The sequence below is a fragment of the Brucella sp. NBRC 12950 genome (genome assembly GCF_030268145.1).
GTDB lineage: Bacteria > Pseudomonadota > Alphaproteobacteria > Rhizobiales > Rhizobiaceae > Brucella.
Window position 1 is genome coordinate 78348 of the sequence record NZ_BSQC01000012.1, and the last position, 25480, is coordinate 103827.

The following is a 25480-nucleotide window of genomic DNA, read 5'->3' on the forward strand; positions in this document are numbered from 1 at the left end:
TAACTGAAATGAAAAAATCCTTATTCTGTGGTGTGTGCCTTTCCGCTTTGGTTGCGATGGGCGGAGCGTCGTTTGCTGATGTGCTGCTGGGCGTTGGCGCACCATTGACCGGTGGTCAGGCGGCTTATGGAGACCAGATCAAGCGCGGCGTTGAAGCGGCTGTGGCAGAAGCCAATGCCAAGGGCGGCATGAACGGCGAGCAGATCACGATCGTTTATGGCGATGATGCTGCCGATCCACGTCAGGGGATTTCGGTTGCGAATAAGTTCGTCGGTGACGGCGTGCAATTCGTGATCGGCCATTTCAATTCGGGCGTCAGCATTCCAACCTCCGATATTTACGCTGAAAACGGCGTGCTGATGATTGCGCCCGGTACGACCAACCCAACCTTCACTGAACGCGAATTGTGGAACACCTTCCGCACCTGCCGTCGTGATGATCAGCAGGGCATCGTTGCGGGCAAATACATTGCCGATACCTACAAGGACGGCAAAGTCGCGATCCTGCATGACAAGACCCCTTACGGTCAGGGTCTTGCAGATGAAACCAAGAAGTCGCTCAATGCCAATGGCAAGGAAGAGACGCTGTATGAAGGCGTTAATCAGGGCGATAAGGATTTCTCAGCGCTGATTTCCAAGATGAAGGCTGCAGGCATTACTGCCGTCTATTGGGGCGGTATGCATCCGGAAGCAGGCCTTATCATTCGTCAGATGGCCGATCAGGGTCTGAAGGCACAGTTCATCTCCGGTGACGGCATTGTTTCCAACGAGCTGGCTTCGATTGCTGGCGATGCGGTTGCGGGTGTTCTGAATACGTTCGGCCCGGATCCGCGCGATGATGCAGCTAACGCTGATCTGATCAAGGCGTTCCGCGACAAGGGTTTTGAGCCGGAAGCCTATACCTTCTACGCTTATGCAGGTGTGCAGTCGCTGGTTGATGCAGCCAATGCTGCCGGAAACAACGATCCGCAGTCGGTTGCTGAAGCCATGAAGGCCAAGGGTCCGTTCAAGACGGTGCTCGGTGACGTCTCTTATGATGCAAAAGGTGATCCAAGCCTTTCACCTTATGTCATGTTCGAATGGCGCAAGGGCGACGATGGAAAATATAACTACTTCCAGAAGAAATAAGACTGAAAGAGGCAGACTCACCTATAAAAGTGATTTCTGAACAGTGTTCAATTGGCTGAATGTACTATTTAGCCAGTAATACTGTGCAGATTGCCTCATATATTAGCAAAATTTGCTTCAAATTTTGGCAGGATGCCCGACTTTTGGTCGGGCATTTTGTTTTTGTATCGCAGTTGCACAGTTTGTTTGCGCTTGCTTAGATTGCAGGCTAATCAAAGCCATACCGATCATTGCAGTGTGGGAGTTCTGCCTTGTCCATCCGTAAAATTCTGGTCGCCAACCGTTCCGAAATCGCTATCCGCGTGTTCCGTGCAGCCAATGAGCTTGGCATAAAAACGGTGGCCATATGGGCAGAGGAAGATAAACTCTCACTGCATCGCTTTAAAGCAGATGAAAGCTATCAGGTCGGTCGTGGACCGCATCTCGCGCGTGATCTCGGACCGATTGAAAGCTATCTGTCGATTGATGAAGTCATCCGCGTTGCCAAGCTTTCAGGTGCTGATGCCATTCATCCAGGCTATGGCCTTTTGTCGGAAAGCCCCGAATTTGCCGATGCTTGTGCTGAGAACGGCATCATCTTCATTGGCCCGAAGCCTGAAACCATGCGCCGTCTCGGTAACAAGGTAGCTGCGCGTAATCTCGCAATTGAGATTGGCGTTCCGGTTGTGCCTGCGACCGATCCGCTGCCGGACGATATAGCGGAAGTGAAGAAGCTCGCAGCCAAAATCGGCTATCCGTTGATGCTGAAAGCATCATGGGGTGGCGGTGGTCGCGGTATGCGCGCCATTCGTGCCGAGGAAGATCTTGATCGTGAAGTGACGGAAGCCAAGCGCGAAGCCAAAGCAGCTTTCGGCAAGGATGAAGTCTATCTCGAAAAGCTCGTCGAGCGTGCGCGTCACGTTGAAGTGCAGATTCTGGGCGATACGCATGGCAATGCGGTTCATCTTTATGAGCGCGATTGCTCGATCCAGCGCCGTAACCAGAAGGTTGTGGAGCGTGCGCCAGCACCTTACCTGAATGATGCGCAGCGTCAGGAACTGGCAGGCTATGGCCTGAAGATCGCCCACGCCACCGATTATATTGGTGCGGGTACGGTCGAGTTCCTTATGGATGCCGATACCGGTGCGTTTTACTTCATCGAAGTTAATCCGCGCATTCAGGTGGAGCATACTGTCACGGAAGAAGTGACGGGTATCGATATCGTCAAGGCGCAGATTCATATTCTGGAAGGCTATGCTATCGGAACGCCGGAATCAGGGGTGCCGGAGCAGAAGGATATTCGCCTGAACGGTCATGCGCTGCAGTGCCGTATCACCACCGAAGACCCTGAGCAGAATTTCGTCCCGGATTATGGACGCATTCAGGCCTATCGCTCGGCTTCGGGCTTTGGCATTCGTCTTGATGGCGGCACGGCCTATTCGGGTGCGGTCATCACGCGTTATTATGATCCGCTGCTGGTGAAGGTTACGGCGTCGGGTTCGACACCGATTGAAGCTATTCGCCGTATGGACCGTGCGTTGCGCGAATTCCGTATTCGCGGTGTCGCGACGAACTTGACCTTCGTTGAAGCGATCATCAATCATCCGCGTTTCCAGTCGAATGATTACACGACGCGCTTCATCGATACGACGCCTGAGCTTTTCACGCATATGAAGCGTCAGGACCGCGCGACCAAGCTTCTGACCTATGTGGCTGATGTCACTGTCAATGGTCATCCGGAAACCAAGGGCCGTGCAGAACCATCGCAGGATGCAGCGAAGCCGATAGTGCCGTGGTTTGGTGATCGTCCGGTGGTCAATGGCACCAAGCAGCTGCTCGACAAGCTTGGACCGCAGAAGTTTGCCGAATGGATGCGCAATGAAAAGCGTGTTCTCTTGACCGACACGACCATGCGTGATGGGCATCAGTCATTGCTGGCAACGCGTGTGCGCACCTATGATATTGCGCGTGTGGCCAATGCCTATGCGCAGGCGCTGCCAAACCTCTTCTCGCTTGAGTGCTGGGGCGGTGCGACTTTTGACGTGTCGATGCGCTTTTTGACTGAAGATCCATGGGAACGTCTGGCAATGGTGCGCGAAGGCGCGCCAAACATCCTGCTGCAAATGCTGCTGCGCGGTGCGAACGGCGTTGGCTACAAGTCCTACCCGGACAATGTGGTGAAGTATTTCGTGCGTGAAGCAGCGCGTGGCGGCATGGACCTGTTCCGCGTGTTCGACAGCCTCAACTGGGTCGAGAACATGCGCGTATCGATGGATGCGGTGCTGGAAGAGAACAAGCTTTGTGAAGCGGCCATCTGCTACACGGGCGATATTCTCAATCCGGATCGCGCCAAATACGACCTAAAATATTATGTCGAGCTGGCCAAGCAGGTTGAAAAGGCTGGCGCGCATATTATCGCTCTCAAGGATATGGCGGGTCTGTTGAAGCCTGCGGCGGCACGCGTGCTGTTTAAGGCGCTGCGTGAGGAAACCGATCTGCCGATCCATTTCCACACCCATGATACGTCGGGGATTTCGGCGGCGACTGTGCTTGCTGCGGTTGATGCCGGTGTCGATGCGGTTGATGCGGCAATGGATGCCTTCTCCGGCAATACATCGCAGCCATGCCTTGGTTCGATTGTAGAAGCTCTGCATGGTTCGGAACGCGATCCGGGTCTTGATACGGAAACGATCCGCCGCATTTCCTTCTATTGGGAAGCGGTGCGCAACCAGTATGCGGCCTTTGAAAGCGACCTCAAGGGACCGGCTTCGGAAGTGTACTTGCATGAAATGCCGGGCGGTCAGTTCACGAACCTCAAAGAACAGGCGCGTTCGCTGGGTCTTGAAACCCGCTGGCATGAAGTGGCACAGGCCTATGCCGATGTGAACCGCATGTTTGGCGATATCGTCAAGGTCACGCCGTCCTCCAAGGTGGTGGGCGATATGGCGTTGATGATGGTCTCTCAGGACCTGACCGTTGCCGATGTCGAAAACCCGGACAAGGACATTGCCTTCCCGGATTCGGTTGTGTCGATGATGCGTGGTGATCTTGGTCAGCCGCCATCGGGCTGGCCTACATCGCTGCAGAAGAAAGTGCTGAAAGACGAAAAGCCTTTTACGGTACGTCCCGGTTCGCTGCTTCCAGCCGCTGACCTTGATGCCGAGCGCAAGTCGATTGAGGAAACACTTGGTCGCGAGATCACGGATCAGGAATTTGCTTCTTATCTCATGTATCCAAAGGTCTTCACCGACTATGCGGCGGCACAGGAAAACTATGGCCCGACCAGTGTCCTGCCAACGCCGGTTTACTTCTATGGCTTGAAGCCGGAAGAAGAAGTTTTCGTTGATCTTGAACGCGGCAAGACGCTTGTGATCGTCAATCAGGCGATGTCTGAGACCGACGAGAAGGGCATGGTCACTGTGTTCTTCGAGCTCAATGGTCAGCCGCGCCGCGTCAAGGTGCCAAACCGCGCCAAGGGTGCGTCGGGTGGTGTTAAGCGCAAAGCGGAACTAGGCAATGACAAGCATGTCGGCGCGCCGATGCCGGGCGTTGTGTCCACGGTTGCTGCCGCACAAGGCCAGAACGTGAAGGCAGGTGATGTGCTGCTTTCCATTGAAGCCATGAAGATGGAAACGGCTCTGCGTGCTGAACGCGATGGCTCAATTGCAGAAGTGCTTGTGCGCCCCGGCGAACAGATCGATGCGAAGGATTTGCTTGTCGTTTACGCCGACTGATCCAGCTTTCACATCATAGAATGATTGACGCCGTCCCCTGTAAAGGGTGCGGCGTTTTCTTTTGCTTGCATGGCCATAAAAATCTGTTATGCACGTTTTTACCGATTTATGCACGTTTATGCATGGTGGCAGGAACGAGCGATGACAGAGCTATTACTGGACGAAAGACAAGCGCGTATTCAGGAGCTGCTTGAGCAGTCCGGGCGCGTATTGGCGAGCGAGCTTGCGGAGTCATTCGGGGTTTCGGAAGACACGATCCGCCGTGACCTCCGCGAGATGGCGGCGGCGGGGCTTTGCAAGCGCGTCTATGGCGGTGCTTTGAAGGCCGCTCCTTCTTACGCGCCGCTCGCAGAACGTGATACGGAAAGACCGGAGGCCAAGACAACCCTTGCCGCTGCGCTGGCTGCTCTGATTGAGCCGAACATGACGGTGTTTCTGGATTCATCCTCAACCAATCTGGCGCTTGCGCGACTTTTGGCTGATCGGGGTGATGTGATCACCGTTGTTACCAACACGCCCTCCATTGCTGCTATTGTTCTGCAGTCAGACAAGATCGACGTCGTGATGATCGGCGGCCCTATTGATCGTCGCGTGAGTGCGGCGGTTGGTGCACGCGCTTTGCGCGATGCGGAACTGGTGCGGCCTGATCTTTGTATGCTCGGTGTCTGCGGCTTTTCAGCGGAAACGGGCATCACAGCACTTCATCTGGAAGATGCGGAATTCAAGCGGGTTATTGCCGGGCGCAGCCGCAAGGTGGTTCTGGCAATCACCAGTGACAAGCTCGGCACAGTTGCTGCGCACGATGTCATACCCATTGAGGCGGTCAATGTTATGGCTGTCGAACAGGATGCGAATGAAGATGTGCTTGCGCCCTATCGGGCATCGGGCATGACGATTATACACGCCGTAGAAGGGCGTGACTGAGGACATGATGGAACAGACGGCCGGACGAAACGATGCGCTGAATGACCGTGCGCCAATTGTAACCAGAGAGCGTATCGCTGTGGCGCTGCTCTTTCTGATGAATGGTTATATCTTTGGCGGCTGGGCACCGAAAATTCCCGAATTTGCAGGGCGTCTCGGGCTCGATACCAGTGGCATGGGATTGATGATCCTCGTCTTCGGTGTCGGCTCTCTGTCGATGATGCCGGTGGCCGGTGCATTGTCCGCACATCGCGGTTCGGGCGCCGTCGTCAAGCTGTTTGCAATCGGACTTATCCCCGCTTTGCTGATTATTGCGCTTGTGCCGAATATCGTCACAGCTGTGATTGTCATGTTCTATTTTGGCGGCATGATCGGTGCGATGGATGTCGCAATGAACGCCAATGCGGTCGCTGTTGAGAAGAACATGCGCCGGGCCATAATGTCGTCCTGTCATGCCTTCTGGAGCCTTGGCGGACTGATTGGTGCCGCGACCGGTGGCTTTCTCATCGCGCATGTCGGCTCGACTATTCATGCGCTGATTGCGACCGTTGTGGCAGCAGGATTGCTGATTTTTGCATGGCCTTCGATTGTCGCGGACAAGTTTCATCATCCAAGCGGCGAGAAGCAGAAGCTGGTGCTGCCGCGCAATGCGCTGCCATGGCTGGTCGGCATTATCGCATTGTTCTCGATGATCCCGGAGGGCGCAATACTTGATTGGGGCGCATATTATCTGCGCGATGAAATGGGTGCGTCCGTGACGGTCGCTGGTTTTGGCTTCGCAGCTTTCTCCATGACCATGGCGATCATGCGCTTTGCAGGCGATATTGTCCGCGACCGTTTCGGCGCGATCAACACGCTGCGCTTCTGCACATCGATTGCCATTATCGGCATGGTGATTGTCGGCCTGTCGAGCCACCCTTACGCGGTGATCTTTGGCTTTGCCATTTGCGGTATCGGCATTTCCAACATGGTGCCGATAGCCTTCTCGATTGGCGGCAATCTGCCGGGCATCAATCCAAGTGTTGGCCTGTCGATTGCCACCACCATGGGCTATTCCGGTATGCTGGTTGCGCCTTCGCTGATCGGCTTTGTCGCCAAGCATAGCGGTTTCAGCGTCGTGTTCCTGTCATTGCCTGTGCTGTTGTTAGTGGTGCTCGCCTTCTCAGGACTGGCAAAATATGCGGATAGTTCGCACTGACTTCATTCAGCGGTCCAGCCGCCCTCGACCGGCAGGGCGGCACCGTTGATCTGCGCTGCGGCATCCGTTGCAAGGAAGGCCGCAAGCGCACCTATCTGAGCAGTGGTCACGAATTCCTTCGTCGGCTGTTTATCGAGCATGACTTCGCGGATTACTGTTTCGCGATCCATGTTATGGGCCTTCATCTGATCGGGTATCTGCGCTTCGACAAGCGGGGTCAGCACATAGCCGGGGCAGATGGAATTGGCCGTGATCCTGGCAAGGGCAAGTTCAAGTGCCAGCGTTTTTGTGAAACCGACAATGCCGTGCTTTGCTGCCACATAGGCCGACTTGAATGGCGAAGCGACAAGTCCATGGGCCGAAGCGATGTTGATGATCCGGCCCCACCCAGCTTTTTTCATATGTGGTATTGCAGCCGCTGACGTGTGGAATGCTGAGGTCAGGTTGATCGCGATGATCCGGTCCCATTGCTCGGTCGGAAACTCTTCGACCGGTGCCACATGCTGGATACCGGCATTGTTGACGAGGATATCGGCACTGCCCAAGGCTTCCACGCTCTTTTCAATCAGCGCGCGGCAGTCATCAGCTTTGGACATATCGGCGCTGACATAGATCACGCTTACGCCATGTTCTGCGGCGATTGTTTTTGCCAAATCGTGGTCTTCGCTACGGTCCGTGAAGGAGTTGATCACAACATTGTGCCCGGAGCCCGCAAGCGCGTGGGCAATGCCAAGTCCGATGCCTGAATTGGAACCGGTGATAATTGCGGTTTTGCGGGCATTCGCATTTGGCATTTTTTATCTCCTCCTCTGGAATCATCCCATAATGAGGAGGCGACAAGGCGTCGGCAAGTGATTATATAACAACAAAGCGAGGCGGTCAGGCGTTGACAATTGCGCCTTGCTACGCCACCTGAAAGCAGGCCCGTACCAAGAGCAGTTCCCGATGCGTGAAATATGGTTTCCATCGGCAATTGCGGCAGGACAAAAGAACAGAGCACAATGTCTTCCGAGACCGTCAGCTATTTTTCGTATCCATTTCCCCGTCGCCAATCCGTTGGCGTGAGCGTTGGCGGAGTTATCGTTGGCGGCAGCGAACCTGTTGTTGTCCAGTCGATGACCAATACCGATACGGCTGATATCGATGGCACTGTAGCGCAGGTTGCAGCTTTGCATCGCGCGGGTTCCGAGATTGTGCGCATCACGGTGGATCGTGATGAATCCGCTGCTGCCGTTCCAAAAATTCGTGAGCGTCTTGAACGCCTGGGCATGAATGTGCCGCTGGTCGGAGACTTCCATTATATCGGCCACAAGCTACTCGCCGATCATCCGGCTTGTGCGGAGGCGCTCGCAAAATATCGCATCAATCCTGGCAATGTCGGCTTCAAGGACAAGAAAGACAAGCAGTTCGCCGATATCGTTGAAATGGCGATCCGTTATGACAAGCCTGTCCGTATCGGCGTTAACTGGGGATCGCTCGATCAGGAGTTGCTGACCACGCTTATGGATCGCAATCAGGCTGAGGGTGCGCCATTGAGCGCGCAGGAAGTCATGCGTGAAGCCATTGTTCAGTCGGCGCTGATTTCGGCAAATCTTGCAGAAGAAATCGGCCTTAGCCGCGACAAGATCATCCTGTCGGCCAAGGTCAGTCAGGTGCAGGATCTCATTGCCGTTTACACAATGCTTGCACAGCGCTCCGATCACGCGCTGCATCTGGGCCTCACCGAAGCCGGCATGGGCACCAAGGGCGTTGTCGCTTCGTCGGCTGCCATGGGTATCCTGCTTCAGCAGGGCATTGGCGATACGATCCGTATCTCGCTGACGCCGGAGCCCGGCGGCGACCGCACGCGCGAAGTGCAGGTGGCACAGGAACTTCTGCAGACCATGGGCTTCCGTCAGTTCATTCCGATTGTTGCCGCATGTCCGGGTTGCGGACGCACGACCTCAACCGTGTTTCAGGAACTGGCACAGAATATTCAGGACGATATTCGTCGCAGTATGCCTGTCTGGCGCGAGAAATATCCGGGCGTGGAATCGCTTTCGGTCGCAGTCATGGGCTGCATCGTCAACGGTCCGGGCGAATCGAAACATGCTGATATTGGCATTTCGCTTCCCGGCACGGGCGAAACGCCGTCCGCACCGGTCTTTGTCGATGGCAAGAAGGTTACGACGCTGCGAGGACCTGAGATTGCCGCCGATTTCCAGAAGATGGTTGCCGAATATATCGAAAACCGTTTCGGGCTTGATCGGAAGATCGCTGCTGGTCAGAACTGATTTCAGTTTGATATGTGGCGCGTAGCGACATCCGGCATTGATTTACGGGTCGCAGCCCAGAATGTGAGTGTGAAGAGGCTGATGCCACCACCCAGCAGGCAGACACCGTTCCAGTCTGCATAAGCATAGATCCATGTTGAAAGAGCCGAGCCGCTTGCGCTGCCGATGGAATAGAAAACCATATAGGCAGCGGTGAGTCTGTTCTGTGCCTCGGGTCGCACGCGATAGATCATTGCCTGATTGGTGACGTGCACAGCCTGAAGTCCGAAATCGATGACCAGCACACCTGCAATCAGCCAGAGCAGTGAATAATCGAGCAGGGCAATTGGTATCCACGATAATAGCATCAGCGTGAGCGCGATGCCGGTCATGCGCTGAGCCTGCCCGCGGTCGGCAGCCGTTCCCGCACGAGAAGCGGCAAGCGCACCTGCGGCTCCGGCCAGGCCGAACAGTCCGATTTGCGCATGGCTCAATTCAAAAGGCGGTGCGCTGAGGGGCATGACGAGCGGCGCAAGCAGCGTGGTGATATCAGCAAAGATCAGCATGGCAATGATTGCGCGGACACGGAGCACGGGTTCGGAGCGGAACAGCGTTACAAGTGACAGAATAAGCGCGGGGTAGCAGACGCTTGTCGTTTGACGATTCTGTTGTGGCAGGTTGCGCCAGAGAAGAAGCGAAATCAGCAATGTGAGTGCTGCGGAACTGAAGTAAACGCTGCGCCATCCGCCAATATCGGTGAGCGCGCCAGCTATGGCGCGTGCCAGCAATATGCCAAGTACGATGCCGCTTGTGACAATCCCCACCACATGACCGCGCCGCATCGGATCGGCAAGGCTCGCCGCATAGGCAACGAGTGCCTGTGTGACGACAGCCAGAAGCCCCGTCGTGGCCATTGCCAGCAACAACATGGTAGCAGTTCCTGCAAAGCCAATGGCTAGAAGCGATAAGACCGACAGCAGGAAATGCGCGAGAATCAGTTTTCGCCGGTCGAAAAGATCGCCAAGGGGCACCAGAAAAATGAGGCCGATTGTATAGCCGACCTGGCTTGACGCAATGATAAGGCCCGCTGTCGAACGTTTAAGCCCCATATCATCTGACATCACATCAAGAAGCGGAGGCGCGAAATAGACATTGGCCACAGCGAGGCCACTGGCAATGGCAAACAGCAGCAGTGTCGCTCGGGAAAGCGAAGGGCGCACAAGGTCGTTCGCGGCAGACGGTGCTGCCGCGCTGGGATAGGACTGCATGATTGGCTCCTGCAAAATGGTTTTAAAATGAAACCATTTTGCTTTTAGCGTGATTGGTTTTATATTGCAACCAAGTTGCAATGCATGGAGTAAACATGGTTCGCAAAAAGAGCCTGAAAGGTGACTATTGCCCAAGTGCGCGTGCGCTGGATGTGATCGGCGACTGGTGGTCACTATTGATCGTGCGTGAAGCTTTTGACGGAGTAACGCGGTTCAGCACCTTCCAGAAGAATCTGGGCATCGCGCGTAACATTCTGGCTGAACGGCTGCGCAAGCTGACGGGCGAGGGCATTATGGAGATGGTGTCCGATCCCAATGGCGGCGCACATCAGGAATATCGACTGACCGACAAGGGTCGTGATCTGTTGCCTGTTGTCGTTGCCCTGCGGCAATGGGGCGAGAACTATCTGTTTGCGCCTGATGAGCCGCATTCAAAACTGGTTGATACCATCAATGGTGAAGGCGTGGCGAAGCTTGAGGTGCGTGCACTTGATGGCCGTCAGCTCTCGGTCGATGACGTTGCCATCATCAAAGTGCGTGAAGACGATCTCTAAGAGTTGGTTTTGACGTGCATCTGGTCCGAAAGCCGTTTCACATTTTTCGGGATGCGCTTTAGCTCTGTCGCTCTGCAATGAAGCGAGCGGCCTGTTTGAGAATCACTGCATCTTCGCCAAATGGTTCCAGCAGGCTTTCCGCCTGAGCCACCAGACCGGAGAGCTGCTTGCGCGTCCAGTCGATGCCATGCAACGCAACGAGCGTGGCTTTGCCTGCCGCCGCATCCTTGCCTGTTGCCTTGCCCATGATCGCCGCATCGGCAGTTACATCAAGAAGATCGTCGGCAAGTTGGAAGGCGAGACCGATGGCCGAACCGAATTCCGCCATGCGTTCGCGGTCTTCGCGCGATGCACCTGCAATGATCGCTCCGGCTTCACAGGCAAAACGAATCAGCGCACCGGTCTTCATGGCTTGCAGCGTGATAATGCCTGCTTCATCGGGTTTGTTATCTTCTGCCATCAGATCAAGCGCCTGACCACCGGCCATGCCGCCAATGCCGGAAGCCCGCGCCAAAGCCGAGACCAGCTCGATGCGAATGCTGGCGGGAAGATCGGTTTCGTCTGAGGCCACGATGTCAAAAGCGTAGGTCAGCAGGCTGTCGCCCGCGAGAATCGCTGCGGCCTCATCAAAAGCCTTGTGTACGGTCGGTTGACCACGCCGCATATCATCATTGTCCATCGCTGGCAGATCGTCATGGACGAGCGAATAACAATGGATGCACTCAAGCGCGGATGCCACGCGCAGAACCGCATCGCCATGCTGGCCAAAAAGGGCTGCACTTTCTATGACCAAGAAGGGACGCAGTCTTTTGCCGCCATTCAGCACGCCATGACGCATGGCAGCGAGCAGTCGCTCGGGGCGAGCCACTTCGCCGGTGCGCAAACGAAGATCCAGAAGCCCAACCAGCATTGTCTCGACTTCGAGCGCGCGTAGGTTCAGGGATTGAGCAAAATCGACAGACACGTTTTCCATGTCTAAAGGGGATGGACGAAAGCGCTGATTTGGTCAACTGGCCACATCGATCAGCACAGGCTTTTTCATCAAGCGGTCATCAAACAGCGGATTTTGAGCCATAAAGCGCTCAATTTGGTCGCTGAATTCCTGCGGCTGATTATGGAATCAGGTTCATTATTGTTAAGGAATAGTTTATGTCGCTTGAATGGGGCTAAAGCAGTTCAAGCTAACACTCGAGCTGCTTTATCTATTTGTCTTACGCATTTTCGAACGCAAAATCGATTCTCACTTTTGCTGGAAATGCTCTAACAGGCGGTGGACGTGGCAAAAATCATTCTCAAGAGCAAAGATGGTCGCGGTTACTTGGCTGATCCCGTTTGGGGTGGCAGAATTGCCCTCATGCTCAAGATTTTGGTGGTGCTTGCGGTTCTGCCGCTTTTTCTGATCCTGGTCTATTCGGTTCCTTTTGTTCGTCCGATTTCGACATTGATGGTGAAGGACTATGTTCTTCTGCGCGATGTAGATCGGCAGTGGGTGAGCATTGAGGATGTTGCACCTGTTCTTGTGAATTCGGTGATGATGGCTGAGGATGGACAGTTCTGCAGCCATGGCGGCGTGGACTGGCACCAGCTCAGCCTCGTGCTTGATGATGCGGGTGAGGGCGGTCCAAGCCGCGGCGCATCGACCATCACCATGCAGACTGTAAAGAACCTATTCCTGTGGAACGGCCGGTCTTATGTCCGCAAGGGGCTCGAATTTCCTTTGGCGCTGGTCGCCGATGCCGTGCTGTCAAAACAGCGGATTATGGAGATCTATCTCAATATTGCTGAATGGGGACCGGGCATCTATGGAATCGAGGCGGCCGCTCAGCATTACTTCAATCGGCCTGCATCACGTCTGACTGCCCAGCAAGCCGCTTTGCTTGCCGTAACGCTTCCCAATCCCGCTTTGCGCAATCCGGCAAAGCCAACGCGCAACATGCAGCGTATCTCGCGCATCGTTGCCGGGCGCGCTTCCAGGGCTGGGCCCTATGTGACATGCGTTCGATAAACGGCTGGACAGGAAAAAAGATAAGACTCTGACTGGTCAAATGCAGTGAGAGCGTGTATAGGCACGTGACTTTCCGGAATTATGTCCGATGTGACAGGCTCCTCGGGGCCGTGCCGGACGTTTGTTTATCGATCAGTGGAGCTGGATCCATGGCAGTACCAAAACGCAAAACGTCTCCGTCGAAGCGCGGCATGCGCCGTTCGGCAGACGCTCTCAAGGCCCCGACTTACGTCGAGGACAAGAACTCGGGCGAACTTCGTCGTCCGCATCATATCGATCTTAAGAGCGGTATGTATCGCGGCCGTCAGGTCCTCGAAGCTAAGGAATAGTCTTAGGCTGCATCGCAGCTGAAAGATGAATTTCAAAAACGCCGTTTCCGGTCTCCGGAAGCGGCGTTTTTTTGTTCTAATGCAATAGCAACTAAGTATTCTATGTTTATTCAATTTTTTATCAAAAGGTAAAAAATCACAATTTTGCCTTATAAATTAAGAAGCATCACCCTTGTTAGTTATTCAACTTTTTATGGGTTATAAAAATGGATGATGTTATCAAAATTATTATCGGTAACGGCGGTTTATCTGTAAATTCCGGTGTTTCATTTTTTAATGTTGTAAATTGTACATTATATAATGAAGGGTATATTCAAGTTATATCGGATACACCTTCTTTTGTTGGCAGCGTGGAACATGCCTTGCCGGGTGCAATAGCGCATTTTGCGAATAAAAATCTGAAATGATAATTCGGGTGTCTTCAATACAATTCTATGAAACGCCGCGTATATTGATGGGATACGCGGCGTTTTGATCTTCTTATCCGATGTCGGCTGTAAAGCTCGCGCCTTCGATGCCGGCTACGGCTGCTGCTTCATCATTGTCAGATGTATCACCGGAGATGCCGACAGCGCCGATAATTTCGTTTGTGCTGTCTTTAATCAGCACGCCGCCGGGCACGGGCACGATTCTCCCGCCTGAGACGCCTGACAGCCCCTCAAGAAAATGCGGACGGTCTTTGGCCTGATTGTGGAGCCAGCGTGAGCCAGTACCGACAGCCAGTGCGCCGAAAGCTTTTCCGGATGCAATTTCAAAGCGGAGAATCGAAGTTCCGTCCTGTCGCTGAAAGGCTTTCAGATGGCCGCCTGCGTCGAAAACAGAAACGACGATCGGCTTCAACTGCAACTCGGCAGCCTTGGCAAAGGCGCCGGTAATGATCGCATTGGCATTATCTAATGTCAGGCTTGGCATAGAAATCTCCTTTGATTGCATGAAGCTAATCTAACGACTGTTGAAGGACACGTATGGTGAAAACTATATGTGTGGAGAAGAAACTGATTATCGTTTTGAGCGAAGGTGCCAAACCCGCGGACACGCCAGAGCTTGCCAAGGTGTCTGTTTTGGTCTTTCTCTGTCGGTGATTTTTCAAGGAGGAAAGAATGACTGCATCGCAAAGCCAGAAAGCCATAATTATTGCCAGCGCAGCCCGAACAGCGGTGGGCGCGTTTAATGGCGCTTTCGCAAATGTGGCTGCGCATGAACTGGGCGCTACTGCAATCAAGGCAGCTCTTGAGCGCGCAGGCGTGGATGCTGCTGATGTGGATGAAGTCATTCTCGGTCAGGTGCTGACGGCAGGCGAGGGGCAGAACCCGGCACGACAGGCTGCGATGGCCGCAGGATGCCCCAAGGAAACGACTGCATTCTCGATCAACCAGCTTTGTGGGTCAGGCCTGCGTGCCGTCGCACTCGGTATGCAGCAGATTCTGTCGGGCGATGCGAAGATCATTGTGGCAGGTGGTCAGGAATCGATGTCCATGGCACCCCATTGCGCGCATTTGCGTTCCGGCGTGAAGATGGGCGACTTCAAGATGATCGATACGATGATCAAGGATGGCCTGACGGATGCCTTCAATGGCTACCATATGGGGATCACCGCAGAAAACATCGCCAAGCAGTGGCAGCTCAGCCGCGATGATCAGGATCAATTCGCATTGGCATCGCAAAACAAGGCCGAAGCTGCACAGACCGCAGGTCGTTTCGAGGATGAGATTGTTCCGTTTGCCGTAAAGAGCCGCAAAGGCGAGACGATTGTATCTGCTGATGAATATATCCGCGTTGGTGCAACAATCGAGGCGCTGACAAAGCTCAAACCTGCCTTTGACAAGGAAGGCACGGTTACGGCTGGCAATGCATCCGGCATTAATGACGGTGCGGCGGCTGTTGTCCTGATGGATGCGGATGAAGCCGCAAAACGCGGTGTCGAGCCGCTCGCGCGCATTGTTTCGTGGGCAACGGCGGGTGTCGATCCATCGATCATGGGGACTGGACCAATTCCTGCTACCCGCAAAGCGCTTGAAAAAGCTGGGTGGACGGTTGCTGATCTGGAACTGGTTGAAGCGAATGAAGCCTTTGCAGCTCAATCCTGTGCTGTCGTTCGCGATCTTGGTATTAATCCAGAGATCGTGAACGTCAATGGTGGTGCAATTGCGATTGGCCATCCGATCGGTGCGTCCGGTGCGCGTGTGCTGACCACCCTGCTATACGAAATGAAGCGTCGTGGCGCAAAACGCGGACTTGCAACGCTTTGCATCGGTGGCGGCATGGGTGTCGCTATGTGCGTTGAGCGGTCGTAATACCAAAACGCCATGAGACCAGAACGCCATGGGTATGGCTCATGGCGTTCTGGTTAAGCCCACGTGACGATTGAACTTTTTCAAGGCGTGACGCGTCAGCATCTTGAGCTGCCTTGGTATAAGAGGTTTAAAAGTTAACAGCGAGCGTCAGCATCACTGTCACGGAGCGGCGAATTCTTGCCGCTCTAGGGTATTTGGATAGGATCAGCCACTATATCTGGTGAGAACAAAGCCGGAAAATATGCGGATCAGCGATTCGTCGCCGATTCGTTCCGGCTTTGGCCTGAAGGTTAATAAAAATCGGTTCTCATGTGATGAAAGCTTTAACTAACTGTCAGGAAATATTGATATTTTATAAATAGACCATCTGTTGCCTCAGCTCGCAGAATGGCTTCCGAGATAAAAGTTAACGCGGCCACAGGTTTGTTCTGGTTTCGGGCTGAATATTAACTGAGGTGATTCATTATATGGTGGGAATTGGGCATTCAGCCACTATATGTTGCCGTGAACAAAAGGCGAAGGAAGTTCTGTGAGCGATTCGTCGCCGATTCGTTCCAGAGTCGTTCTATTTATTAAAAGGCACGTTTGTTAAGATGCGGGCTGATGGAAGACCAACCTTCAATCCTGTGTTTTAAAACGGATGGTCATTTGAAAGCCGTTTTGTTCTTTTCAGGGTGCACGCGAGATAAGTTCCGGATAGAACAGTAAAGACTGGATCGTGCCGGAAACGTCCCGAAACATGGATTGAAACTTAACAGGAGCGCTTTCGGCTCAAGTCATATAGTGCTAACGCATGGCTTTACGTATGGCATTTGTTCCGGGAATTCTATTATTGGCATGAACCAACTCCCTGCCCATGATCTGCCGCTGACCTTGAGCGGCCGCGGTGTTACTGCGGTTCTGGGGCCAACCAATACCGGCAAGACGCATCTCGCTATCGAGCGGATGCTGTCGCACGGCAGTGGCATGATAGGTCTTCCGCTGCGCCTTTTGGCGCGCGAGGTCTATAATCGTGTGGTTGAGCGGGTAGGGGCTGCCAATGTTTCGCTGATTACCGGCGAAGAAAAGATCACGCCACCGACTTCGCGTTATTCCGTCTGCACAGTCGAGGCCATGCCACGCCGCACGGATATGCCTTTCGTGGCTATCGACGAAGTGCAGCTGGCAGGCGATCTTGAACGCGGCCATATTTTCACCGATCGCATTCTGCATCTGCGCGGCCGTCAGGAAACGCTGCTTTTGGGTGCAGGCACCATGCGCGGCATTCTTGAAAAGCTGTTGCGCGGGATTACGGTGGTGACGCGTCCGCGCCTGTCGCATCTCACTTATGCGGGTTCAAAGAAGATCATCCGCCTGCCAAATCGCTCGGCGATTGTGGCCTTCTCTGCGGAAGAAGTTTACGCCATTGCCGAGCTGATCCGTCGTCAACGCGGCGGTGCAGCGGTGGTTATGGGTGCTCTTAGCCCACGCACGCGCAATGCACAGGTTGAGCTTTACCAGTCTGGCGATGTCGATTTTCTGGTTGCGACCGACGCGATTGGCATGGGGCTCAATCTCGATGTTGATCATGTCGCCTTTGCACAGAATCGCAAATTCGATGGCTATCAGTATCGTGACCTGACGCCGGCTGAGCTTGGGCAGATTGCGGGCCGCGCCGGGCGTCATCTGCGCGATGGTACATTTGGTGTGACTGGACAGGTGCGTCCGCTGGACGATGAAATGGTCGAGCGAGTTGAAGCCCATGACTTTGACCCTGTGAAAGTTATGCAATGGCGTACAGGGCGTTTCGATTTTTCATCGTTGAGTGCGTTGCGCTATTCTCTTGAAACGCCGACGCCGATTGAAGGACTGACCAAGGCGCTGCCTGCTGTTGATCAACAGGCGCTTGAAAATTTGTCAAAAGACGAAGACATTGTGCGGCTTGCAAATTCGCCTGCGCGGATCGAACTTTTGTGGGATACCTGTGCGCTCCCCGACTATCGTAAGATTGCGCCGGCACAACATGCCGATATCATAGCAACCATCTATCAGGATCTGGTCCGCCGAGGGAGCGTTGATGAAGATTATATGAGCGAACAGGTGCGCCGCGCCGACAGTACAGAGGGGGAAATCGACACTCTGTCTCACCGCGTGGCGCAAATCCGTACCTGGACTTTTGTGTCGCACAGGCCGGGATGGCTTGCCGATCCGACACACTGGCAGGAAAAGACGCGCGAAATTGAGGACAGATTGTCCGATGCGCTGCATGAAAGGTTGACGAAACGCTTTGTAGACCGCAGGACAAGCGTGCTTATGAGGCGCCTGAGAGAGAATGCCATGCTAGAAGCAGATATCAGCTCGACCGGAGACGTAATTGTCGAAGGCCATAATGTCGGGCAACTGGAAGGATTCCGTTTTACAGCCGACGTTCAGTCCGATGGACCGGATGCGAAGGCAGTAAAGACGGCTGCACAAAAGGCGCTGGCCGCCGAGTTTGATCGTCGTGCGGAGCGTTTCGCTGCTGCTCCCAACGGCGACTTCGCACTCGGTTCGGATGGCGTTCTGCGCTGGGTTGGGGCAACTGTCGCAACACTGGTTGCAGGCGACGATGTTCTGAAGCCACGCGCGGTCATTTTAGCTGATGAGCAGCTGACTGGTCCGGCACGCGACAAGGTTGCAGCCCGCATCGAACGTTTTGTGGCGCATCATATCGAAACCATTTTGAAGCCTCTGACCGATCTCAGCGCCGCCGATGCGCTGACCGGCATGACGCGCGGTCTGGCTTTCCAGATCGTCGAGAGCCTTGGCATTCTTCAGCGTCGCGATGTGACCGAAGAAGTCCGTGGTCTTGATCAGGATTCCCGTGCCGCTCTTCGCCGTCTTGGCGTGCGCTTCGGTGCCTATCATGTTTTCATGCCAATGCTGCTGAAGCCTGCACCTGCTGGCCTCATCACGCTGCTCTGGGCATTGAAAAACGATGGTCGCGAACGTGCCGGTTATGGTGACGTGGTCAATGTTCTGGCCGCAGGCCGTACATCGGTTGTCGTCGATCCGGCTTTCGATCATCAGTTCTACCGCCTTGCAGGCTATCGCGTGCTGGGTCGTCGTGCTGTTCGTATCGATATTCTGGAACGTCTTGCTGACCTGATCCGTCCGGCTCTTGCCTGGCGTCCGGGTTCGGGTACCCGTCCGGAAGGCGCTTATGATGGTGGACGCTTCATCGTCACGCCGGCGATGATGTCCATTCTCGGTGCAACCACCGAAGATATGGAAGAAATCCTGAAGAGCCTTGGCTATCGCCATGAAGCTGCAGAAGCCGCCGCTGTCACAGCAAAGCTCGCTGAACTCGATGCATTTGCGGCTGCCGCCGCGCAAGCTGAGGCTGTTGTTGAAGATACCGTCTTCAAACCAGCTGTTCCTGCTGCCGCACCTGCGAGCGAAGCAAAGCCTGCTGTTCCTGCGGCTGAACCTGTACCTGCACCGGTTGAAGCTGCTGCTGCAGCGGAAGTCTCGGGTGAAGAAAAGCCTGCCGTTCAGCTTACTGAAGCGCCTGTTGAAGAACCAAAGCCTGTTCTTCTGTGGCGTCAGGGCCGTTTTGAAGGCCGTAATAACCGTAATCAGGACCAGAACCGTCAGCGCCATAACCGCCCACAGGGTGGCCAGGGCAATGAGGCTCGCAAGTCTGAAGGCGGTTCGGAAGGCGGCGAAGGCCAGAACGCGCGTGACAATCGTGGTGGCAAGCGTTTCGACAAGAATCGCCGCAACCATGATGGCGAAGGCCAGAACAAGCGCGAAGGCTTCAAAGGCAAGCCACGCGATGGTAATCGCGATCGTCAGCCTAAGCGTGACCATGGCAATAATCATCAGGGCAACAAGCGCGTCGAGCAGGAACGTCCGGTACGGATTGATCCCGATTCGCCTTTTGCCAAGCTTCTGGCGCTCAAGGAGCAGTTGAAGAAGTAAGATGACCGGCGAACACGGCGCAAGACAGCGGATCGACAAGTGGCTGTTCTTTGCGCGCGTGGTCAAATCAAGATCGCTGGCGGCGAAACTCGCCGTCGGCGGCAAAGTCCGCGTCAATCGCGATAAGATTGAGCAGGCAGCCTATCAGGTTAAAGTCGGCGATGTTCTGACGATCACGCTTGATCGGCGCATTCTGGTTTACAAGATACTTGCCCCTGGCGAGCGACGCGGTCCAGCGCCCGAAGCGCAGCTTCTTTATGAAGATATGACGCCCAAACCTGTACCGGGAGATCAGGTCGCTGAGCCAATACAGCCACGACGCGAAAGCGGTGCAGGCCGTCCAACCAAGAAAGAACGTCGCGAAACTGATCGTTTGCGCGGCAATTAGAGTGAATCCCAATAAGTGGGCATCGGTTTTCGGGCGTAGATGCGCGTAAAATTGGCCGGATAGAGCATTTCAATTGAAGCAGGAAACGCTCTATAGCGGACGCGATGACGCAGGATAGCGCCTCTGTGCGATAGAAATTGCGTATCAAAGCCTTAAAATAAAAGTCTTTTCCGCGTTTAGGTTCATAAACGAAATGTCGTTTCAGATGTTCGTGACATAGTGATATTGCGGCGATTGGGCTCTTGTCATGGGCAGATAAAGTCGTTACCTCACCGTTGGCGATTGCAAGGGCATGAGCTGGCAAGCAAGCCACACGCCGTAGCCACCATATGCGTGACACATATGTCGTGACCGGAGCGAAATCATTCAGATGTCCGATCTGAGTGTTCAAACAGCCAGTTCAGGATAGATAAGCCGTTCCTTCAAATAGAAGGTTGGCAACAGGAGTTGGACAATGACTTATGTCGTGACCGATAATTGCATTCGTTGCAAATATACGGACTGCGTCGAGGTTTGTCCTGTCGACTGTTTCTATGAAGGCGAGAACATGCTCGTCATCAATCCCGATGAATGCATCGACTGCGGCGTTTGTGAACCGGAATGCCCAGCGGAAGCCATCAGCCCGGATACCGAGCCGGGTCTCGACAAGTGGCTTGAGCTGAATGCTGAATATGCTGCCAAGTGGCCTAATCTGACGGCTAAGAAGGATGAACTTCCTGAAGCCAAGGAAATGGACGGCGTAACTGGCAAGCTTGAGCAGTTCTTCTCGGCAGAACCGGGTTCGGGCGACTAAAAATCGCATTGCGGGCGCGTTTTGTCTGCACGAATGCGCGAATACAGCCTATTTTAAGGGCGTCTAAAGTTGCCGAAAGTAAGATATTTGGCAATTTGTTGATTCTTGCGCAAAATTGTGTTAAGTTGCACAGATAATTTCGGTGACTGGACGTCAACTCGTGGCGCAAACGCATTAATCTCTGAAAGGGCTAGCTTTTTTTACTGGGCTGTATGGCACCGGAACGGATTTTTGCGATTTCGCGTCCGTCCCTAACCAACCTTCCCGGTAGATAAATCTGTGTCCGAGACGCGCTTCCAGTTCAAACCGCAACGACTTCCGTGCCTCTCCCAAGTGGCGCGGTCGATATCATGTGTAAACCGGCGAGTTGCGCCGGGCACAACAGGGAGTATTAGAGCGTATGACATCCCAGCAGAAGAAGACACCGGCTCGTCAGGGTTTCAAGACCGGTGAGTCCATTGTGTATCCAGCTCACGGCGTTGGCCAGATCGTAGCCATCGAAGAGCAGGAAGTAGCCGGCCATAAGCTTGAGCTTTTTGTTATCGACTTTGAAAAAGACAAGATGCGCCTCAAGGTGCCAGTCGCCAAGGCTGTCAGCATCGGTATGCGCAAGCTGTCGGAAACCGACTATGTTGAGCGTGCTCTCAAGGTCGTTCAGGGCCGTGCACGCGTGAAGCGCACCATGTGGTCGCGCCGCGCTCAGGAATATGATGCAAAGATCAATTCCGGCGATCTGATTATGATTTCTGAAGTTGTCCGTGATCTGCATCGTGCTGAAAATCAGCCAGAGCAGTCCTACTCGGAACGCCAGCTGTATGAAGCAGCGCTTGATCGCATGGCGCGCGAAATCGCAGCTGTGAACAAGCTTTCAGATACAGAAGCTGTCCGTCTTATCGAGACCAATCTCGCCAAGAGCCCTAAGCGTACCAAGGCTGATGCCGACGCTGAAGGCGATGTCGACGGTGATGAAGTCGAAGCAGCGTAATCAATTACGCCCGCATTTCTTTACAGCGGTTCCAGTTAAGAATGAATCGTTAGAACCGCTGTAACTGTTTGTTTTATGCATTGTCCGACGCAAAACCGCTTCGCACTTTTGCTGGAAATGCTATAAAAAAGCCCGCCATTGGCGGGCTTTTTATTTATGGGGCGAAGAGTAGCTGCTCTTGCCCAACGGGCTATGTGTCCTATTTTCTTGGTATCTCAAAGATTTATCGCACTCCGGATGGAACCGGAGGGTACTTTCTGCGTTCTTCTCAAACCAGTTCGTAGCGGGTTTGTTTTGCGGCGTACCAGTCTGGCCTCAGGACAGGTCTGTGAAAGGCAATTTGAACGAATACAAGGTGTTCATTCAATTGTTCTTTGCAGAGCTGGAATAGTTTCAGTTTCGGGCCTCAGATTTCCCTGAGAGCACCGCAGCCAGAACAGGAGAGCCAGATGAAGCAGTCATCAATGAGCAGTTCCTCCACCGTTCCGCCGACACGCTTGCCGATATCTGCGCGCAGCATTCAAGCGCCAGCTGCATCCTCCCAATCGATGATCCGCAATGCGATGTCTGCGCCCTACCTTGAACGCGAAGAAGAACGCGACCTCGCCATTCGCTGGAAAGAAAACAAGGATCAGGATGCGTTGCATCGGATTACCGCCTCGCATATGCGACTGGTAATTTCGATGGCCGGTCGTTTCAGAAAATTCAAGCTTCCGATGAGCGATCTCGTTCAGGAAGGCTATGTTGGTCTTCTGGAAGCAGCTGCCCGTTTCGATCCTGATCGCGAAGTGCGGTTTTCCACCTATGCATCCTGGTGGATCCGCGCATCGATGCAGGACTATATCCTGCGCAACTGGTCGATTGTGCGCGGTGGTACCAGCTCGGCGCAAAAGTCTCTTTTCTTCAATCTTCGTCGTCTGCGCTCCAAGCTTGCGCAGGAAGACGAGACGATGAGCAAAGCCGATATCTATCGCGAAATTTCGACCCAGCTCGGGGTTTCGGCAACAGATGTCGAGTTCATGGATAGCAGGCTGTCTGGTTCAGATAGTTCATTGTCAGCATCAATGAATAATGATGAATCAGGCACTTCCACACGGATGGATTTTCTCGTCGATGATCATCCTTTGCAGGACGAAGTCGTGGAAAGCACGATCGATATGGAGCGTCGCGTCAGCTGGCTTCATACGGCGCTTCATGCGCTGAACGAACGTGAGCTGCACATCATTCGCGAGCGTCGTCTGGACGATGATGGCGTGACGCTAGAAGCGCTGGGCGAAAAGCTCGGTATTTCCAAGGAACGCGTTCGCCAGATTGAAAGCCGGGCAATGGAAAAGCTTAAACTGGCCCTGCTCGACCAGCATGAGATGGCGGCTTATCAGGCCTGATTTCCCTGAAGTCGGGCCGACCAATCTTCGACCTTGCGATTTTCAAGACGGCGGACAGCATAGCGCTTCCAGCCGTCCGCAAGGTGTGGAATCTGCGCCATCAGCGCCAGCTCCTCATAATTGAGCATATCCACATAGAGCAGATGCCACACGCGATGCAGCGTCCATTCCGGTGACAGGCGCTCGACGAGGCGCATCGTGTCGCCTTCGCTGACTATACCCTCTTCAAGAACCCGGTAATACCAGCCACTGCGGCCGCTCTTCTGTACGCGGATTGCCATATCTGTAATGTCGAAGCGGGCATTGAGCTTCCAGCAAGGCTGGCGGCCCTGCGAGACTTCAACGAGCGCACTGCCAAGGCGGAAACGATCGCCAACCGCCACATTATGCTCGGTCAGTCCGGTGGTGGAAATGTTTTCGCCAAAGGCACCGGGCATTTCGAGACGCGGATTTTCACCAACATCGTCAACCCAGGTTGCATAATGATCGTGCGGGTAATGATGGACGGCCTTTTCGGGGCCGCCATGCACTTTCCTGTCGCCCTGTGCGTCGCATTCGAGCCCCTCACGCAGCAAACGAACGGGGCCAGATACCGGCTTCTTATCGATGCCGCTCGGTGCGCCACGCGGTCCCAGTGGAGCGATCTGGCCTGCAAGCAATGACTCGACGATAACTTCCATGGGCTTAAAACGTCTCGTGATTTAAACTATTCATGCGACATGCTTTATTCACTGATGATCTTGACGCGATCACCTACGGAAACTGTCGCGCCCGCCGACATGGCATTGAGCAGGCGGAAGAGTTCAAGTTTACGCGTTGTGCCCTGCATACGTGCGGGCAGGCTGCCCATTGTATCGCCAGGTTTCACTGTCACGACACGGATACGCAATGGCTTGAGCGCTTCCTGTTCGGTCGGCGTCAGCAGACGGAAGGACTGTGTTACAGTTTGCGATGCAGGCTGCAGAGCAGTGCTGCCTTTCGGTGCAGCCGTCAGGAAGCGATAGACCTTATTGTTGGTGCCGATCACCACAATGTCGAACTGCCAGCGATCAGCGCTTGCGCTCGCAGTTGCAGCAGGCATGCCGTTGATCGTGATCGGACGGATCGAGCTTTCATCAAGCCCTGTCACCCAGCCCGACTTGATATAATCGGTGAGGTTTGAGCCGGAAGGCAGCGATGCGCCGTCAAAGCGGATTGCCACTTCGCCCGGACCGCTGGCCATAACGGCATTGGCAGAATTGTCGATGGTGAAGCCAGCAGGAGCCGTAAAGGTTACGCCGAGCTTTGGATGGATGAAGGTCTGCTCACGCACATAGCCTTCATTTGGCGAGTCGCCGTAAAGCAGCCCGTCGATACCATTGAGGAAGGAATCGCGATCCGTGGTGCCGACACCCGGCGCACCGATGCGGCGCGCGTGGCCGAGCGCAAGCTGAATGCGCTGTGGCGTTGCCGGATGGCTTGCAAGGAAGTCGAGGCTTGCATCGGTTGCACCCGATACGGAGCGGAAATCGGTATAGGCTTCCATCGACTGCAGGAAGCGGGCGGAGGCAAAAGGATCGTAGCCTGCTTCGCCAATCATCTTGATGCCGATAGCATCGGCCTGCAGTTCCTGATTGCGCGAGAACTGTGCAAGGCGAAGCTTGCCGCGGATGGTTGCTTCGCGGCTTGCACTCTCATTATGCAGCACTTCGGTTGCGACACGACCCGCAATAGCCGTTTCGGCTTCCTTTTCCTGACGAAGAATGCCGTGATTGGCAACGACGTGACCCATTTCATGCGCGATGACGGCTGCGACTTCGGACGAGTCGTTAGCCAGCGCCAGCAGGCCGCGCGTTACGTAAAGAAAGCCGCCCGGCAAAGCGAAGGCATTGATGTTGGGGCTGTCGAGGATTGTGATGCGATAGGTTTGATCCGGCTTGTCGGAAACCGTTGTCAGATTGCCGACGATCTTGGCGACCATGCGTTCAAGCTTCGGATCTTTATATTCGCCGCCATAGGTGGCGAGGATGCGCGGATGCTGTTGCGCGCCGATCTGTGCCAGCCGGTCGTTACGAGTGACGTTTTCAACGGTGACAGGATTTGAGGAAGGCTGCAGCCCAAGATCTTTGCTTGAATTGATCGACTGACAGCCTGAAATCAGGCTGACAGCAAGCAAGCCAAAACCAATGGCTGGTTTCCGCCAATTGCGCTGTGCCCGTTCTGGCAGAGAAAGGGGGAGACACAGGGAGGCCCGGAGACGGGTCGTGTGACGGAACAGTATTTTACCCTCGCAATTGAATCAGCACCGATAGCATTGGCGCAAATCTAGCCATAGACTGAAGTA

The 25480-nt window shown here is 54.3% G+C and carries 21 protein-coding genes; 15 read left to right on the forward strand and 6 right to left on the reverse strand.

The window, feature by feature from the left end; genetic code table 11:
• Positions 1-8: 8 nt before the first annotated feature.
• From QSJ70_RS19410 to QSJ70_RS19425, 4 genes are all read left to right on the forward strand, one after another.
• Positions 9-1127 (forward strand): branched-chain amino acid ABC transporter substrate-binding protein, encoded by a 1119-nt coding sequence (locus QSJ70_RS19410; RefSeq protein ID WP_007876780.1) that lies wholly within the window; start codon positions 9-11, stop codon positions 1125-1127.
• Positions 1128-1378: 251 nt separating this feature from the next.
• Positions 1379-4840, forward strand: coding sequence for a pyruvate carboxylase (pyc, locus tag QSJ70_RS19415; protein ID WP_285538857.1), 3462 nt, complete (start codon positions 1379-1381; stop codon positions 4838-4840).
• A 141-nt stretch (positions 4841-4981) separates the two neighbouring features.
• Positions 4982-5764, forward strand: coding sequence for a DeoR/GlpR family DNA-binding transcription regulator (locus QSJ70_RS19420; protein ID WP_084479815.1), 783 nt, complete (start codon positions 4982-4984; stop codon positions 5762-5764).
• Between the two features lie 7 nt (positions 5765-5771).
• Entirely contained in the window at positions 5772-6962 is a 1191-nt protein-coding gene (locus QSJ70_RS19425) for an MFS transporter (protein WP_112808184.1), read from the forward strand.
• A gap of 2 nt (positions 6963-6964) precedes the next feature.
• Here the strand turns inward: QSJ70_RS19425 and QSJ70_RS19430 are convergent, their stop codons facing one another.
• Positions 6965-7756 (reverse strand): 3-hydroxybutyrate dehydrogenase, encoded by a 792-nt coding sequence (locus QSJ70_RS19430; protein WP_285538859.1) that lies wholly within the window; start codon positions 7754-7756, stop codon positions 6965-6967.
• A 207-nt stretch (positions 7757-7963) separates the two neighbouring features.
• On the opposite strand from QSJ70_RS19430, the gene ispG reads away from it, so the two are divergent.
• The gene (ispG, locus tag QSJ70_RS19435; protein WP_285538860.1) at positions 7964-9235 is read left to right on the forward strand and encodes a flavodoxin-dependent (E)-4-hydroxy-3-methylbut-2-enyl-diphosphate synthase; all 1272 of its coding nucleotides are present in this window, start codon (positions 7964-7966) and stop codon (positions 9233-9235) included.
• A 2-nt stretch (positions 9236-9237) separates the two neighbouring features.
• On the opposite strand, the gene QSJ70_RS19440 is transcribed toward ispG, so the two are convergent.
• Entirely contained in the window at positions 9238-10482 is a 1245-nt protein-coding gene (locus QSJ70_RS19440) for an MFS transporter (RefSeq protein WP_285538862.1), read from the reverse strand.
• Between the two features lie 95 nt (positions 10483-10577).
• Between QSJ70_RS19440 and QSJ70_RS19445 the strand changes: the two genes are divergently transcribed.
• A complete protein-coding gene (locus QSJ70_RS19445) occupies positions 10578-11036 on the forward strand; it encodes a winged helix-turn-helix transcriptional regulator (protein WP_285538864.1) in 459 nt (152 codons plus the stop codon).
• Between the two features lie 58 nt (positions 11037-11094).
• Here QSJ70_RS19445 and QSJ70_RS19450 read toward each other — a convergent pair whose 3' ends face one another.
• Positions 11095-12009 (reverse strand): polyprenyl synthetase family protein, encoded by a 915-nt coding sequence (locus QSJ70_RS19450; protein WP_064321079.1) that lies wholly within the window; start codon positions 12007-12009, stop codon positions 11095-11097.
• A gap of 303 nt (positions 12010-12312) precedes the next feature.
• On the opposite strand from QSJ70_RS19450, the gene mtgA reads away from it, so the two are divergent.
• The 3 genes from mtgA to QSJ70_RS19465 all read left to right on the forward strand — a co-directional run bounded on the left by mtgA (position 12313) and on the right by QSJ70_RS19465 (position 13777).
• On the forward strand, positions 12313-13041 hold the full coding sequence (gene mtgA, locus QSJ70_RS19455) for a monofunctional biosynthetic peptidoglycan transglycosylase (RefSeq protein ID WP_171380024.1): 729 nt from the start codon (positions 12313-12315) through the stop codon (positions 13039-13041).
• Between the two features lie 149 nt (positions 13042-13190).
• On the forward strand, positions 13191-13370 hold the full coding sequence (gene rpmF / locus QSJ70_RS19460) for a 50S ribosomal protein L32 (RefSeq protein ID WP_006467787.1): 180 nt from the start codon (positions 13191-13193) through the stop codon (positions 13368-13370).
• 206 nt (positions 13371-13576) lie between these two features.
• Positions 13577-13777, forward strand: coding sequence for a hypothetical protein (locus tag QSJ70_RS19465; RefSeq protein WP_007876757.1), 201 nt, complete (start codon positions 13577-13579; stop codon positions 13775-13777).
• Between the two features lie 73 nt (positions 13778-13850).
• Here the strand turns inward: QSJ70_RS19465 and QSJ70_RS19470 are convergent, their stop codons facing one another.
• Positions 13851-14282: a GlcG/HbpS family heme-binding protein gene (locus tag QSJ70_RS19470; protein ID WP_285538878.1), complete on the reverse strand. Its 432-nt coding sequence runs from the start codon at positions 14280-14282 to the stop codon at positions 13851-13853.
• A gap of 188 nt (positions 14283-14470) precedes the next feature.
• On the opposite strand from QSJ70_RS19470, the gene QSJ70_RS19475 reads away from it, so the two are divergent.
• The 6 genes from QSJ70_RS19475 to QSJ70_RS19500 all read left to right on the forward strand — a co-directional run bounded on the left by QSJ70_RS19475 (position 14471) and on the right by QSJ70_RS19500 (position 23157).
• Positions 14471-15664 carry an acetyl-CoA C-acetyltransferase gene (locus tag QSJ70_RS19475; RefSeq protein ID WP_064321076.1) on the forward strand — a complete coding sequence of 398 codons (1194 nt, stop codon included), beginning with the start codon at positions 14471-14473 and terminating at the stop codon, positions 15662-15664.
• An 837-nt stretch (positions 15665-16501) separates the two neighbouring features.
• Entirely contained in the window at positions 16502-19606 is a 3105-nt protein-coding gene (locus QSJ70_RS19480; protein WP_007876751.1) for a helicase-related protein, read from the forward strand.
• Position 19607: 1 nt separating this feature from the next.
• Positions 19608-19994, forward strand: a complete 387-nt coding sequence (locus QSJ70_RS19485) for an RNA-binding S4 domain-containing protein (RefSeq protein WP_007876749.1) — start codon at positions 19608-19610, stop codon at positions 19992-19994.
• Between the two features lie 454 nt (positions 19995-20448).
• Complete coding sequence (gene fdxA, locus QSJ70_RS19490; protein ID WP_007876747.1) at positions 20449-20787, forward strand: ferredoxin FdxA; 339 nt, start codon at positions 20449-20451, stop codon at positions 20785-20787.
• 400 nt (positions 20788-21187) lie between these two features.
• The gene (locus QSJ70_RS19495) at positions 21188-21772 is read left to right on the forward strand and encodes a CarD family transcriptional regulator (RefSeq protein ID WP_007876746.1); all 585 of its coding nucleotides are present in this window, start codon (positions 21188-21190) and stop codon (positions 21770-21772) included.
• 449 nt (positions 21773-22221) lie between these two features.
• Positions 22222-23157, forward strand: a complete 936-nt coding sequence (locus QSJ70_RS19500; protein WP_007876745.1) for an RNA polymerase factor sigma-32 — start codon at positions 22222-22224, stop codon at positions 23155-23157.
• Here the strand turns inward: QSJ70_RS19500 and QSJ70_RS19505 are convergent.
• Together QSJ70_RS19505 and cdlP are read right to left on the reverse strand one after the other, a co-directional pair.
• A complete protein-coding gene (locus tag QSJ70_RS19505; protein ID WP_113158634.1) occupies positions 23148-23837 on the reverse strand; it encodes an MOSC domain-containing protein in 690 nt (229 codons plus the stop codon). The genes QSJ70_RS19500 and QSJ70_RS19505 overlap by 10 nt on opposite strands.
• A 44-nt stretch (positions 23838-23881) precedes the next feature.
• A complete protein-coding gene (gene cdlP, locus QSJ70_RS19510; protein ID WP_285539017.1) occupies positions 23882-25363 on the reverse strand; it encodes a cell division protease CdlP in 1482 nt (493 codons plus the stop codon).
• Positions 25364-25480 lie beyond the last annotated feature (117 nt).

Coding starts and splice junctions, on each gene's coding strand:
- QSJ70_RS19500 (WP_007876745.1), top strand. CDS start 22,222: ATGAAGCAGTCATCAATGAGCAGTTCCTCCACCGTTCCGCCGACACGC.
- QSJ70_RS19495 (WP_007876746.1), top strand. CDS start 21,188: ATGACATCCCAGCAGAAGAAGACACCGGCTCGTCAGGGTTTCAAGACC.
- QSJ70_RS19480 (WP_007876751.1), top strand. CDS start 16,502: ATGAACCAACTCCCTGCCCATGATCTGCCGCTGACCTTGAGCGGCCGC.
- rpmF (WP_006467787.1), top strand. CDS start 13,191: ATGGCAGTACCAAAACGCAAAACGTCTCCGTCGAAGCGCGGCATGCGC.
- QSJ70_RS19440 (WP_285538862.1), bottom strand. CDS start 10,482: ATGCAGTCCTATCCCAGCGCGGCAGCACCGTCTGCCGCGAACGACCTT.
- ispG (WP_285538860.1), top strand. CDS start 7,964: ATGTCTTCCGAGACCGTCAGCTATTTTTCGTATCCATTTCCCCGTCGC.
- QSJ70_RS19470 (WP_285538878.1), bottom strand. CDS start 14,282: ATGCCAAGCCTGACATTAGATAATGCCAATGCGATCATTACCGGCGCC.
- QSJ70_RS19450 (WP_064321079.1), bottom strand. CDS start 12,009: ATGGAAAACGTGTCTGTCGATTTTGCTCAATCCCTGAACCTACGCGCG.
- QSJ70_RS19420 (WP_084479815.1), top strand. CDS start 4,982: ATGACAGAGCTATTACTGGACGAAAGACAAGCGCGTATTCAGGAGCTG.
- QSJ70_RS19445 (WP_285538864.1), top strand. CDS start 10,578: ATGGTTCGCAAAAAGAGCCTGAAAGGTGACTATTGCCCAAGTGCGCGT.
- QSJ70_RS19485 (WP_007876749.1), top strand. CDS start 19,608: ATGACCGGCGAACACGGCGCAAGACAGCGGATCGACAAGTGGCTGTTC.
- QSJ70_RS19475 (WP_064321076.1), top strand. CDS start 14,471: ATGACTGCATCGCAAAGCCAGAAAGCCATAATTATTGCCAGCGCAGCC.
- QSJ70_RS19410 (WP_007876780.1), top strand. CDS start 9: ATGAAAAAATCCTTATTCTGTGGTGTGTGCCTTTCCGCTTTGGTTGCG.
- QSJ70_RS19430 (WP_285538859.1), bottom strand. CDS start 7,756: ATGCCAAATGCGAATGCCCGCAAAACCGCAATTATCACCGGTTCCAAT.
- QSJ70_RS19465 (WP_007876757.1), top strand. CDS start 13,577: ATGGATGATGTTATCAAAATTATTATCGGTAACGGCGGTTTATCTGTA.
- fdxA (WP_007876747.1), top strand. CDS start 20,449: ATGACTTATGTCGTGACCGATAATTGCATTCGTTGCAAATATACGGAC.
- QSJ70_RS19425 (WP_112808184.1), top strand. CDS start 5,772: ATGGAACAGACGGCCGGACGAAACGATGCGCTGAATGACCGTGCGCCA.
- QSJ70_RS19505 (WP_113158634.1), bottom strand. CDS start 23,837: ATGGAAGTTATCGTCGAGTCATTGCTTGCAGGCCAGATCGCTCCACTG.